Annotated in this window: 9 protein-coding genes; 5 read left to right on the top strand and 4 right to left on the bottom strand. The window is 69.6% G+C overall.

The genetic code is table 11. The annotated features are described in order from the left end of the window. Positions 1-5: 5 nt before the first annotated feature. The 4 genes from ACIBEI_RS41450 to ACIBEI_RS41435 all read left to right on the top strand — a co-directional run bounded on the left by ACIBEI_RS41450 (position 6) and on the right by ACIBEI_RS41435 (position 3,678). Positions 6-410, top strand: coding sequence for a nuclear transport factor 2 family protein (locus ACIBEI_RS41450; RefSeq protein WP_398895965.1), 405 nt, complete (start codon positions 6-8; stop codon positions 408-410). Positions 411-584: 174 nt separating this feature from the next. Further along, positions 585-2,006: an aldehyde dehydrogenase family protein gene (locus ACIBEI_RS41445; protein WP_398895963.1), complete on the top strand. Its 1,422-nt coding sequence runs from the start codon at positions 585-587 to the stop codon at positions 2,004-2,006. A gap of 158 nt (positions 2,007-2,164) precedes the next feature. Beyond that, positions 2,165-2,857 carry an alpha/beta fold hydrolase gene (locus ACIBEI_RS41440; protein ID WP_398895961.1) on the top strand — a complete coding sequence of 231 codons (693 nt, stop codon included), beginning with the start codon at positions 2,165-2,167 and terminating at the stop codon, positions 2,855-2,857. 125 nt (positions 2,858-2,982) lie between these two features. Continuing rightward, positions 2,983-3,678: a class I SAM-dependent methyltransferase gene (locus ACIBEI_RS41435; protein ID WP_398895959.1), complete on the top strand. Its 696-nt coding sequence runs from the start codon at positions 2,983-2,985 to the stop codon at positions 3,676-3,678. A gap of 189 nt (positions 3,679-3,867) precedes the next feature. Here the strand turns inward: ACIBEI_RS41435 and ACIBEI_RS41430 are convergent, their stop codons facing one another. From ACIBEI_RS41430 to ACIBEI_RS41415, 4 genes are all read right to left on the bottom strand, one after another. After that, on the bottom strand, positions 3,868-5,328 hold the full coding sequence (locus tag ACIBEI_RS41430; RefSeq protein ID WP_398895958.1) for a VCBS repeat-containing protein: 1,461 nt from the start codon (positions 5,326-5,328) through the stop codon (positions 3,868-3,870). Positions 5,329-5,560: 232 nt separating this feature from the next. After that, entirely contained in the window at positions 5,561-7,039 is a 1,479-nt protein-coding gene (locus ACIBEI_RS41425) for a VCBS repeat-containing protein (protein ID WP_398895956.1), read from the bottom strand. Positions 7,040-7,307: 268 nt separating this feature from the next. After that, positions 7,308-8,789: an FG-GAP and VCBS repeat-containing protein gene (locus ACIBEI_RS41420; RefSeq protein ID WP_398895955.1), complete on the bottom strand. Its 1,482-nt coding sequence runs from the start codon at positions 8,787-8,789 to the stop codon at positions 7,308-7,310. Beyond that, a complete protein-coding gene (locus ACIBEI_RS41415) occupies positions 8,789-10,120 on the bottom strand; it encodes an FG-GAP repeat domain-containing protein (RefSeq protein ID WP_398895953.1) in 1,332 nt (443 codons plus the stop codon). Before ACIBEI_RS41415 ends, ACIBEI_RS41420 begins: the two co-directional genes overlap by 1 nt. A gap of 452 nt (positions 10,121-10,572) precedes the next feature. Between ACIBEI_RS41415 and ACIBEI_RS41410 the strand changes: the two genes are divergently transcribed. Continuing rightward, complete coding sequence (locus ACIBEI_RS41410) at positions 10,573-12,771, top strand: glycoside hydrolase domain-containing protein (protein WP_398895952.1); 2,199 nt, start codon at positions 10,573-10,575, stop codon at positions 12,769-12,771.

Raw genomic sequence — 12,771 nt, 5'->3', positions numbered from 1 at the left:
ACGCCATGTCCGAAGCCACATCACAGTCCGAGCAGAGCCGTGCGGTCGTAGAGGCCATGTTCGAAGCGGGGAAGAAGGGCGACGTCGAGCGCGTCGTCTCCTATCTCTCGGACGACGTCCAGATCATCGAGCCGCTGTTTCTGCCCTTCGGGAAGACCTACGAGGGCAAGGACGGATTCTTCGCCCTCGCCCAGATCCTGCCGAAGTACCTCGACCTGTCCGCGATCACGGTGCACTACACCATCGCCGACGGCGACCGCGTCGCGGCCTGCGTCGGTATCCCGGACGTCGCGACCGGAGAGCTGACCCGCTTCATCGAACAGTTCACCGTCAGGGACGGCAAGATCGTCGAGAACCGGCTGTTCTACCACGACGCCGCAAGCCTGGTCGCCAGGTCCAAGGCCGAGTAGCGCGCACTCCGACGCTCAGATCGCCCTCCATGATCATGTCCGGCACCCACACCCCGGCGGCGGACCGGACGACGCCGAATCCATCCGCGCCGTCCATCGCGCGCTCGACGTCCGCGCCACCCACATCGACACCACCGAGCCCCACGGCCCGTTCCACAGCGAGGAGATAGGCGCATGAGCGAGCAACGAGCCGTCCAGCACTGGATCGACGGCGCCGAGACCGTCGGCGACGGGCGCGAGCGCATCGAGGTCGTGAACCCGGCCACCGCCACCGTGATCGCCGATGTTCCGGCGGGTACGGCGGCCGACGTCGACCGGGCCGTCGCGGCCGCGCGGCGCGCGTTCCCTGAGTGGTCGGCGGTGCCGGTCGGCGAGCGGGCCGCCGCGATCGCCCGGATCGCCGACGGCATCAAGGGCGCCATCGACGACTTCGCCACCACCGTCACCTCCGAGATGGGTTCGCCGATCTCGTACGCCAAGGTCGTACAGGCCGGGCTGCCCCAGCAGGTGGCGAGCAGCTTCGCGGCGGTGGCCGACGGCTTCGCCTGGGAGGAGGAACTGGGCAACGCGCTGCTCGTGCGCGAGCCGATCGGTGTGGTCGGCGCGATCACGCCGTGGAACGCCCCCTTGTATCAGACCGTCGCGAAGGTCGCGCCGGCGTTGCTCGCCGGTTGCACGGTGGTGCTCAAGCCCAGCGTGCTCACCCCGCTCACCGCCGCCCTGTTCGCCGAGGTGACCGCGGCCGCGGGGATCCCGGCGGGCGTCTTCAACGTCGTGTACGGTGCCGGGTCGGTGATCGGCGAAGCGATCTCCGGCCACCAGGACATCGACATGGTGTCGTTCACCGGTTCCACCGGCGCCGGCAAGCGGGTGTCGATCGGTGCGGCGGGCACCGTGAAGCGGGTGGCGCTGGAGCTGGGTGGCAAGTCGGCCAACGTCATCCTCGACGACGCCGACCTGCAGAACGCCGTCGACCTCGGCCTCGAGTACGCCTGGATGAACAGCGGCCAGACCTGCGCCGCGTGGACGCGGATGCTGGTGCCCGCGAGTCGGCACGACGAGATCGTCGAGCTCGCGGTGGCGGCCGCCGGTTCCTACGGCGTGGGCGACCCGACCGACCCGGCCACCCGGATCGGCCCGATGTCCTCGGCCGCCCAGCAGGGCCGGGTGTCCGGCTACATCGAGCGCGGCATCGCCGACGGAGCCACGGTCGCGTTCGGCGGCGCCGGCCCGGTCGAGGGCCTCGAAAGGGGCGCCTACGTCCGCCCGACGATCTTCGCCGACGTCGCGCCGGACGCCGTCATCGCACAGGAGGAGATCTTCGGCCCGGTGCTCTCGGTGATCCCCTACGCCGACGAGGAGGAGGCCGTGGCCATCGCCAACAACTCCATCTACGGCCTGGGCGGCAGCGTGTTCGGCGAGCCGGACCATGCGCTGGCCGTGGCGAAGCGCATGCGCACCGGCCAGGTCATCGTCAACGGCGGGGAGTTCAACCTGACCGCGCCGTTCGGTGGGTACAAGCAGAGCGGCAACGGCCGGGAGCTGGGCCGGTTCGGGCTGAAGGAGTTCCTCGAGGTCAAGGCCATCCACCGCTAGGAAGGTGCCGGGTGGACCGGCTCACGTGCGAGCCGTGCCGCCGCCCAACCCGCGCCGCCGATGGAACTCCCACCCCACCCCTCTGTCCGGAACAACATCCGTGTCCGGAACAACGACATCTCTGTCCGGAACAACATCCGAACTCCAGGAGGCTCACTATGGGTCTGCCCGTGACCAACGTCGTACTCGTGCACGGCGGGTTTGCCGACGGATCCGGCTGGCAGGGCGTCTACGACCTGCTGACCGCCGACGGCTTCCGGGTCAGTGTCGTGCAGCACGCCACGTTCTCGCTCGCCGACGACGTCGAGGCCACCCGCCGGGTCCTCGACGCCCAGCACGGCCCCTCCGTGCTTGTCGGGCACTCCTACGGAGGAGTCGTCGTCACCGAGGCCGGCACCCACGACGGCGTGGCGGCGTTGGTGTACATCGCCGCGTTCGCCCCGGACCGGGGCGAGTCGGTGAGCACGCTCATCGCCGACCCGCCGCCCGACGCACCGGTGCCGCCGATCCTGCCGCCCGTCGACGGCTTTCTGCTGTTGGACCGAGAGCGCTTCGCCACGTCGTTCGCCGGTGACCTGCCCGCAGGCCAGGCGGCGTTCATGGCGGACTCCCAGCTCCCGTGGGGCGTCGACGCGCTCGCCGGCACCGTATCCGCGCCCGCGTGGCGGACCAGGCCGAGCTGGTACCTGGTCGCTGCCGACGACCGCATGATCCCCCCGCCCGCCCAGCGGGCGATGGCCGAACGGGCCGCCGCGACCACGGTCGAGTCCACCGGCAGCCACGCCGTGTACGTCTCGCAACCGGCCGCCGTCGCCGACCTGATCAGGAAGGCCGCCCAGTCGGTCGGCTGAGCGAACCACCAATTCATCGCCTCCAGCGTCTCCTCACCCAGTGGTCGAACGCTCGGCGCGCCCTGCAACGACCGATGACCCGACACATCGAGTCCGCCCGTTTCGTCGGTTGGAAAGAAGGCGTCGTGGACAACACTCTTATTCCGTTCATCCGTGAGTTCGCCAAGGCGCCGACCGTTGTCGCATCGGTAATACCGAGCGGCAAAGCTCTCGCCCGGCAGATGGCAGCACCGATTCCGTCAATGGGGCAACCGGTCGTCGTGGAACTCGGCTCCGGCACCGGTGCGTTCAGCCGGGCGATTCAAGAGCGGCTCGACGGGCGTGGGCGGCATATCGCCCTCGACATCAATGACCGTTTCACCGCCCTGTTGACCGAACGCTTCGCAGGCCTCGACGCGGTCACGGCGGATGCCCGTGACGTCTCCGCCGTCCTCGCCGAGCGCGGCCTCCGTCAGGCCGATGCCATCGTCAGCGGCCTGCCGTGGGCGTCGTTTCGGCACGAACGACAGCGTGAACTGCTCGACGCCGTCGTGGACGCCCTGTCGCCACAGGGTGCCTTCACGACCTTCGCCTATGTCCATGCCCGCCGGTTCGTCCCGGCTCGCCGGCTCCGCCGGTCATTGGCGGATCGGTTCGAGGAAGTCGTCCTCGGGCGGACCGTGTGGGCGAATCTGCCTCCGGCCCTGGTGTATCACTGCCGTCGTCCTCTGCCACGACAGCGAGACCACCGGACGGCCGGAGCACCGGGCCACGCCGTGCCGGCAGGTCGATTGGGGGCGTCAGCCGGTGATCCACAGCGAAGCAACCGCCGTTACCTGTAGGACCAGGACGGCCCGCATGATCGCGGCCGCTCGGTGGGTGCGCGGTTGACAGTCCTCTGCAGGACCGACAGGACCGACAGGCGACGGGACCGACAGGTTCGGGCTTCGGGTGCCAGGGCCACCGCGCCGGCCCTCGCCGCCAGTACGGCGACGAGGGCCGGCGCGGTGCGGACACCCATGTGACGTCCGTCAGTTGGTGAGGCCCGCGCCGAACGCGCCGTACGTGTAAGGCAGGTTGAACGCGCCGGGGCCGAAGCCGCGGTCGCCGTTCGGGGAGATGCCCGTGCCGTCGGAGAGCATCGCGGTGACCGCGCCGACGCCCTCGCCCTCGAAGGACGCGGAGACCGTGTAGTCGGCCTTGCCGTCGGCCGTGACGTCGGTGAGGAGGACGTCGGAGCCGAAGTAGTCCATGGCTTCCGCGCTGCCCGGGACGCCCGAGGACGCCTGGGAGAGGGTGCGGCCGCCGGTCTCGGAGACGCCGTCCGCCGAGCCCTGGAGGAGGACCGTGGAGCCGGTGTCCTCGATCGTCTCGATGTCCTCGAAGATGACGCCGATGGCCAGTTCGCCGTAGCCGTCGCCGTTCACGTCGCCGATGGAGAGCGCGCTGCCGAAGCCGTCGCGCGCCTCGTCGGCGCCGGGGACGCCCGGGGAGTCCTGGGTGAGTTCGGCCATGGGCGCGTCGCCGTTGACCGGGCCGCCCGCCGAACCGCGGACGACCGTCACCGTGCCGCCGAGGCTGCCGGAGTGGTCGTCCTCCGCGGTGAAGACGTTGCCGAGGGCGATCTCGCCGTAGCCGTCCCCGTCGATGTCGCCGATCGCGATGGTCGTGCCGCCGCCCAGGCCGCGCGGCACAGACGTCTCCAGACCGGCGGACGTGCCGAGGTAGGCGACACCCTTGGACCAGCTGTTGGGCCCGTCCCCGGTCAGCTCGGTCCGGTACGTCAGCACGAGGTCGGCCTTCCCGTCGCCGTTCGTGTCACCGGCCTTGATCGCGTCGACGCCGTACGGGGTGGTCTCGGGCAGCGCGATCCGCTGGGCGGCACCGGTCGTGCCCGAGCGGGTGAAGCCGCCCTTGACGACGTACGCGTGCGAGGCGGTCGTGCCCGCGGCCAGGTCGGCCTTGCCGTCGCCGTCGAAGTCGCCCGCCGTCAGGACGCGGCCGAACTCGTCGTGCGTGCCGGCCGCCGGGTCCTTCACCGTCGTACCGCCCGCGACACCGCTCGCGCCGCCCCACAGGACGGCGACCGTGCCGCCGTCGACGTCGCTCTCGACGTCCTCGCCGGACGCGCCGACCGCGAGGTCCGCGTAGCCGTCACCGTCGAAGTCCGCGACCGCGAGCGCCGAACCGAAGGTGTCCTCGGCCTCCGGGGCGCCGGGCACACCGGCCGAACCCTGGTCGACCACCGTGTGGTTGGCGGGGTCGAGCCCGGTCGCGCTGCCGTAGACGACGGCCACGTACCCGGCCATGACCTGGTCGCCGACCTTGGCGTACGGCGCGGCGAAGGCCACGTCACCGAAGCCGTCGCCGTTGAAGTCACCCTTCAGGCCGGCGGGGGCGGCCGAGGCCGTCGCGGGGAGCGCCATCAGGAGCCCGGTCGTGAGGGCGGTGGTGAGCGTCGTGGCGAGGAGGAGTGTGCGGCGCTTGCGCAAGGAGGTCTCCGGTAGTGGGGGACGGCGGGCCCCGCACCTGTTCGGATGCTGTTGGCGAATTCGCGCGAGCGAGTCAAGTGAGTTCTGAGTCCCAGCGACACGCCGTGCATGCGGCGTGTCGCTGGGACTCTCGCGACAATTACTTCGCCCGGCGGATTCGCCAACAGCATCCTGTTCGGTGCGGGGCCCGCCGGATGGTGAAAGAGGGACGGGACGTGCTCGGTCCGCGAACTCAGTCGGCGAAGTTCACGCCGAACGACGGGGTGCCGGTCGTCGACACACCCGCGCTGCTCGGCGAGACGGACCGCGAGCCGGTCGTGGTGATCTTCGTGCCGTTCGAGGGCATGTACAGCACCGCGCCGTTGCCCGCGTTCTCGTACGAGCCGACCAGCAGGTCGGCCCGGCCGTCGCCGTTTACGTCGTCGAGCTTCGCGTCCGCGCCGAACGCGTCGTTCTTCTCGTCGCTGCCGGGCACGCCCGCCGTGCTCTGCGCGAAGTACTGAGTGCCGGAAGCGGTGTTGAGGCCGTTCGCCGAGCCGTACAGGACGGTGACCGCGCCCGTGTCCGTGATGGAGTTCAGGTCCTCACCGGCGGAGGTGACGACGATGTCCTGGAAGCCGTCGCCGTTGATGTCGCCGAGGTCCAGCTCGTAGCCGAAGTAGTCGTTCTTCTCCGAGGAGCCGGGGACGTTGCCGGTGTTCTGGGTGATGCCCGTGGTCGCGCCCGGTCCTTCGGCGGTGCCGTAGGTGATGTTCACCTTGCCGCCGAAGGCCGAGTCCGGGACCGTCGTGCCGTCGCTCAACGTGTTGTGCCAGTACGCGCCGGAGACGATGTCGCCGAAACCGTCGCCGTTGACGTCGCCGATCGCGGTGATCGCGCCCGGCTTCACGATCTGCGCCGAGGAGATCGAGAGGCCGCTCGCGGCGCCGGGCACGAAGTAGTTCCTGGCCCAGCCGTAGTCGGTCCCGGTCTCGAAGCCGTCGATGACCAGGTCGGTCTTCTTGTCGCCGTTGACGTCGCCCGCGGTGAGGTTGATCGGGCCACTGGCGTCGCCGCCCGACTGGATCGGGGGCTTGAGCGTGTACCGGCCGCCCACGGCGGTGCCGGACGCGCTGATGCCGCCCTTGTAGACATAGACCGTGCTGGAGGAGTTGCCGACGGCCAGGTCGGCCGTGCCGTCGCCGTCGAAGTCGCCGGCGGCGAGGTTCTTGCCCCAGTAGTCGTGCGCGGAGACGGCCGGGTCGGCGACGGTGACGCCCTTGCCGGTCAGACCGTTCGCGGAGCCCCACAGCACGGCGAGAGTGCCGCCGTTGGTGTCGCTGCCGACCTTCTCCCGCGGGGCGGACACGGCGAGGTCGTCGTACCCGTCGCCGTTGAAGTCGGCGTACGCGGTCTCCGCGCTGAAGGCGTCACCGGCCTCCGCGGTGCCGGGGACCCCGGCGCTGTCCTGGCTGAGCGTGGACCGCTTGGCGGAGGACACTCCGGTGGCGGTGCCGTAGAGGGTGACGAGCTGGCCGGCGGTCGCGCGGCCGTTCACGTAGGCGCCCGCGGCCGAGAAGGCCACGTCGCCGACGCCGTCGCCGTTGAAGTCGGCGTGCGGCACGGTCGTCGAGTCGGCGGCCGTGGCCGTCACCGCCGAGAAGGTGAGCAGACCCCCCGTCAGCGCGGCAACGGAGGCCGTCGCGAGGGTGAGTCGCAGATTCTTGTGCATGCGGGATTCTCCTGCTGCATGCGGGGACGCCTGGCGGGCGCCCGCAGTCAATGGGGTGCGTACCGCTCGCATTTGCCCGGAGTTTCCCTGGGCTTTACGGGCGGTTGGCGATCACAAGACCTACGGGGAGGGGGCAGGGTTGTACGAGGGGCGGAAGTTTTCTCGAGCGACTTGTGAGGGAGAGGGCGCCCCTAGGTTTTTAGGGGCGCGGGGAACTGCGCGACCAGCCACAACGGGTCCGCAGCCTCACGACAACCGAACCCCCGGTTCACTTCAACCGCAGTGGCACCCCAAGCTCCCCGGGCGTAAGGAGCTGCACCTTCCCCGAGTCGAACCCCTCATCGGTCCCCCGCAACACCAGAAACGCCCCGGCCCGCTTCTCCCACAACGGCCCGAACGCCACCGCATCGTCATGCCCGTCACCGTCCACGTCCAGCAACGGCGGCTGATGGCCGAACTCGTTCCACTTGTACGGGTTGGGCGTCCCCGGCAACCCGTCGGTCAGGGGGTCGACGGCCTGCTCCCCGTCCGCGGACGGCACCCCCGACGCCCCGCCCGGCAACAGCGTCACCTTCCCGTCGTGCCCCCGATAGCCCGGCGTGTTCACGACGACATCCGGCTTCCCGTCGCCGTCGACGTCCCCGACGGCAGGCGACGACCCGAAGTCGATCCGCCGCTTCTCCCCGCCCTCGCCCTCGATGACGGACTCCGAACGCCCGCTCCCCAAACCGGACTTGGCCCCGTACAGGATGGTCAGCGCACCACCCTCCGCGGGCATGTCGGCGGGCGCCACGGCGAGCTGCGTCGGCAGCAGCAGGTCGTCGACGCCGTCGCCGTCCGCGTCACCGGCGGCGGGCGTACGCGGCCCCTCGAAGGTGCCCACCGCCTTGCTGATGCGCGGTTCGAGCGCGGGGACGCGTACGAGCCCGTCCGCGCCGCCCTCGTAGTAGCCGACCATGTACAGGTTCTCGGGCGCGCTCTCGTCCTCCTCCGCGTCGAAGTCGTACGTGAACACCACCTCCGCCTTCCCGTCGGCGTCGAAGTCGCCGGTGGTGGCCGATTCGGGGGTCGCGTACCCCTGCTGGTCGAGGTCGAGGACGGCCTGCCGCTTCGGGGTGCCGGTGCGGTCGAAGGGGCCGTACAGGAGGAGCCCGTCGGAGCCCGGCCCGGTCGCGCTGGGGTCGCCCGTGCCGCCGTGGCCGCCGTCGAGCAGGTCCACGGAACCGTCACCGTCGAAGTCGGCGGCGGTGAGCGGCTGGAAGCCGTCGGGCAGGGCCAGTTCGGTGGCCTTGCCCAGACCGCGGGGGCCGCCGAAGAGGGCGAGGGTCCCGAGCGGGGTGCCGGCCTTCCCGCGGGCCACGACCAGGTCGGTGAAGCCGTCGCCGTCGAGGTCGGTGCGCAGCCGGCCCGAGACGAAGCCCGCGCCCTTCTCTTCCGCCTTCCGGGCCGCCGAAGTCCATTGGGCCGAGGCCTTGTTGAGGCCGTCGGAGGAGCCGTAGACCACCGTGAGCGTCTCGGTGTACCGCCTCTTGTCCTTGGACTGCGAGTACACGACGGTCGCGAAGTCGTCGTAGCCGTCGCCGTTGAAGTCCCCGGGGTCCGGGTTGTCGGACGGCTTTCCGGCGGCGGGCCTCTTCGGTCCGCTGTCGGGGCGGCCGGGGGAGCCGTCACCGCCGCACGCCACGGAGAGGCTCGCGACCAGGGCGACGACGGCCACCGCCGCCGGCCCGGTCCTGGAAGAGCGCGGCATCAGCTCTCCATGCCCAGGAACTCCGAGGTGGAGAAGGTGAGTTCGGGCTCCCGTGCGAGCAGGCCCTTCTTCGAGCCCGGGTACACGGCGATCGTGTCCTTCGTGTCGCCGCGGTACGTGCGCACGGCCAGATCGGCGCACCCGTCCCCGTCGAAGTCGGCGACCTTCAGCACGCGGGTGGTCCCCCGGGCGGGCGGCGGCACGGTCACCATCCCGGCCTTGGACAGACCCGTCGTACGGCCCTTGAGGATCCGCAACTCCGAACCGCTGGAGACGAGTTCGCTCAGCCCGTCCCCGTCGAAGTCCCCGGAGTCGAGGACGGTTCCGGCGATGTCGAGTGTGCCGCGCAGGGTGCCCGGAACGTCGTAGCGCAGCGCGGTGCCGGTCATCGAGCCGATCGCCGCGTCGAGCCCCTTGCCCTTCCCGAACCGGCCGAACGCGACGTCGACACCGCTCGGGAGGGCGACCGCGGTCCCGGCGGGCCCGGTCGGCCCGCCCGGCACGAGGGAGGAGGTGGACGCGGAGGCGGCGGAACCCTCGGCGGTACGGACGAGCAGGTCGTCGTAGCCGTCACCGTCGACGTCCACGGCCGGTGGTGTGGGCACGTTCCCGGGTGAGGCGAGCGGCGCACCGGCCGCCTTCGGGGCGCCCTTGCGGGTGAAGGGCCCGCGCAGATAGCTGAGCCGTCCGTCGGAGGCGTGCACGACGAGATCCTCGGCCTTGTCGTTGTTGAAGTCCCCGCACACCGGCTGGTCCGGCCAGTCGTTGCCGAAACGTGCCTGCGGGGGAATCGCCAGCTTCACGGCCTTGCCGGCCAGGCCCCGGGCCGAGCCGAAGAGGATCTGCAGCGGGACCGGCGGCTGACCCTGCCCGTCGAACGGCGGGTCGGTCGAGACGACGAGATCCGTGTACCCGTCCCGGTCGAGATCGCAGCTCGCCTCGGCGTCGAAGACGGCGGGCAACTGCCCCTTGGTGGCGGCCGCGTTGCGGGCCGCGCTCAGCAACTGCCGGGCGCCGGGGGCGAGTCCGCGCGCCGATCCGTAGACGACGCCGATCCCGGCGTCGTCGCCGTGGCTGTCGCGCTTCACGAGATCGTTGAGGACGAGGTCCGGGTGCCCGTCCCCGTTGAAGTCGTCGGCCGCCTTGCTGCCCTTGCCGAGCGGCACGGGGAGCTGAGCGGGGGCCTTGGCGACGGTGAGGGGCTCACGCTTCCCCGCCGAGTGCCCGTCGCCGCTGTCGGCGGTCGGGCCGCATCCGACGGCGAGGCCGCCGCCGAGGACGCATCCGGTCAGGGCCGCCACAATCCGCGTACCAACTCTTCGCCCACGCATCGTGAACCTCATCCGACCCGGAAACAACAACGCCGGTCATCATGCACTTGTTCGAGCCGAGGGTAAATGGTGGTAACACGTTGAAGTGTTCGTGCTGAATTCGTGACCTTCGGGCATCCGGAATGACGCCTTCCGGATGGTCGTGCGGATCCGCCCTGAATTGAGTGCGCTGCGGCCCGAAGGGGCAAATTGTGCACATGCCTGAATTGGTGGCATTGCCGAGTCTTCTTCGGCGATCTTCGGAGATCCGTGAAGCGTGAAACATCGGGGCGCGGGCCGGTCGTGTGTCGCCCGTCACGGTTGTAGGGATTCCGGTAAAAGTCTGGCAACGAACCGGAGTCGGGCGCGCCGATGTAATGGCTTGCGGAAATGGGCGGCGCCAAAGAACATTTCCTGTCGGTGCCGTCGGCACCCTATTTTTTTGTCAACTCGCCTTCCGTAGGAGACAGCTCATGGCCGACGAGATGGTCCGTCTCGCCCAGCGGTTCGTGAACACGACGTACAACAACGGCGCGACACTCGGTATATCCAAACTGGACGAGAACGGGGTCACCGGCTGGCCCGTGATGTACGCCCTGACCAGAGCGCTCCAGTACGAGATGGGCATCACCGCGCTGTCGGACTCCTTCGGCCCGACCACGCTGGCCACGATCGGCTCGAAGTACGGCAAGCTGGACGAGACGACGGTCCCCTCGGCGAATTTCGCCCGCATCATCCAGTCCGCCCTTTACTGCAAGGGCTATGACGGCGGCGAGATCGACGGCAAGTACAACGACCGGGTCAAGGCAGCCGTCGAGAAGCTCAACCAGAACATGGGTGTGAGCGCCACGTATCCCGGCAGCTCCCTGTGGCCGAAAGTCGTCAAGGGCCTGTTCAACATGGACGCCTACGTCACCATCGGCGGCGGCTCGGACACCATCCGGTCCATCCAGCAGTGGCTGAACGGCCGTTACATCCTCCGCAAGGACTTCTACGTCATCCCCTGCGACGGATACCACTCCCGTGACGTCGCCAAGTCGATGCTGTTCGCGATCCAGTACGAGCTGGGCATGGCCGACGGCACCGCGAACGGCGTTTTCGGACCCGGCACCCAGTCGGGCCTGAAGTCCCACACGGTCTCCAACGGCACCACCGGCGTATGGGCGCAGTTGTTCACCGCCGCCATGATCCTGAACAAGCGCAATGTGCCCTTCGGGAACTTCACCTCGACCGTGCAGTCCGGAGTGGAGAGCTTCCAGTCGTTCGTGAAGCTCCCGGTCACCGGCAACGGCGACTTCCCGACGTGGGCCTCGCTGCTCGTCTCCTACGGCGACCAGTCCCGCCCCGGCACGGCGTGCGACGGCGTCACGATGATCACGCCGCCGCGTGCGCAGGCCCTGAAGGCCGCCGGCTACCAGTACATCGGTCGGTATCTCTTCAACCCGTCGACCACGAGCCTGCCGGAGAAGCAGATCCAGCCCGGCGAGCTGGCCACGATCAAGGAGGCCGGCCTGCGCTGCTTCCCGATCTTCCAGACGTGGAGCCGGTCGGCGGACTACTTCAGTTACAACCAGGGGACCAGCGACGCGTTCAAGGCGATCGACTGGGCGCAGTACCACGGCTTCAAGCCGGGCACGATCATCTACTTCGCCGTCGACTACGACGCGATGGACGGCGAGGTCACGGAGTACATCGTTCCGCACTTCCGCGGCGTGATGCGGACCATCGGCGAGAACTCCGGCTACGGCGTGGGTGTCTACGGACCGCGCAATGTGTGCCAGCGCATCGCGGACGCGGGCTACTCGGCGACGAGCTTCGTGTCGGACATGTCGAGCGGCTTCTCCGGGAACCTCGGCTACCCGATGCCGACGAACTGGGCGTTCGACCAGATCGCCACCATCACCGTCGGCTCGGGCACCGGCTCGATCGAGATCGACAAGAACATCGCCTCGGGCCGCGACACCGGTCAGGGCGACTTCGACCCGGGCGGCTACACCGACGGAGTGGACGTCGACCTCGACAAGGACGCCTACCAGGCCCCGATGCTGACGGACGTCAAGAGCTACCTGGAGTCGATCGGCGTCCCGGAGACCGGCGGCGACGGCTGGACCGACTCGGACTGGGCCACGCTCGGCGGCATCTCCACCACCAAGGCGTACGAACTCGTGCTGAGCGCGGACTGGCTGTTCACGTCGCTGGCCCGGCAGCTCAAGCTCCGCAAGGCGCTGATCCAGGCTCCCGTCCTGTGGGAGCTGCGCAAGATGAACCCCCTGGACGTCGCCGCCGACGAGGCGGTCAAGGCCGGTCTGGACGACGACTGCAGCACCGGCTGGGGCCAGATCTTCGCCTGGGTGACCATCGACGCCCGCAACTACTGCATGCAGCAGGGCATCATCAACGGCAGCCCGCTGACCGACGACAACATCCCGGGGGTCTGGAAGGACCTCAACGAGGACCCGACCTACAACATCCGGTCGGTCGCCTATCTGACGGTCTACAACGCGCACCAGCTGAACAAGCCCCGCCCGAACCTGACCACCAGCCTCGCCGACACCCAGGCCCTGCTCGCCCGGTACAACGGAACCGGCGACGCCGCCGCCCAGTACGGCCGCGAACTCATCGGTCTCTACAGCGTTCTCGAGAGCTACAACCAGCTGTCCCGCAGCAAGTGA

This window comes from Streptomyces sp. NPDC050988, from assembly GCF_044456225.1.
Lineage (GTDB): Bacteria > Actinomycetota > Actinomycetes > Streptomycetales > Streptomycetaceae > Streptomyces.
The sequence above is the reverse complement of the archived record's forward strand: the minus strand, read 5'-3'. Positions and strand labels throughout refer to the sequence as shown.

Bases quoted from the DNA above. Each gene is read 5' to 3' on its own strand.
- ACIBEI_RS41450 (WP_398895965.1), top strand. From the start codon at position 6: ATGTCCGAAGCCACATCACAGTCCGAGCAGAGCCGTGCGGTCGTAGAG.
- ACIBEI_RS41445 (WP_398895963.1), top strand. From the start codon at position 585: ATGAGCGAGCAACGAGCCGTCCAGCACTGGATCGACGGCGCCGAGACC.
- ACIBEI_RS41440 (WP_398895961.1), top strand. From the start codon at position 2,165: ATGGGTCTGCCCGTGACCAACGTCGTACTCGTGCACGGCGGGTTTGCC.
- ACIBEI_RS41425 (WP_398895956.1), bottom strand. From the start codon at position 7,039: ATGCACAAGAATCTGCGACTCACCCTCGCGACGGCCTCCGTTGCCGCG.
- ACIBEI_RS41420 (WP_398895955.1), bottom strand. From the start codon at position 8,789: ATGCCGCGCTCTTCCAGGACCGGGCCGGCGGCGGTGGCCGTCGTCGCC.
- ACIBEI_RS41415 (WP_398895953.1), bottom strand. From the start codon at position 10,120: ATGCGTGGGCGAAGAGTTGGTACGCGGATTGTGGCGGCCCTGACCGGA.
- ACIBEI_RS41410 (WP_398895952.1), top strand. From the start codon at position 10,573: ATGGCCGACGAGATGGTCCGTCTCGCCCAGCGGTTCGTGAACACGACG.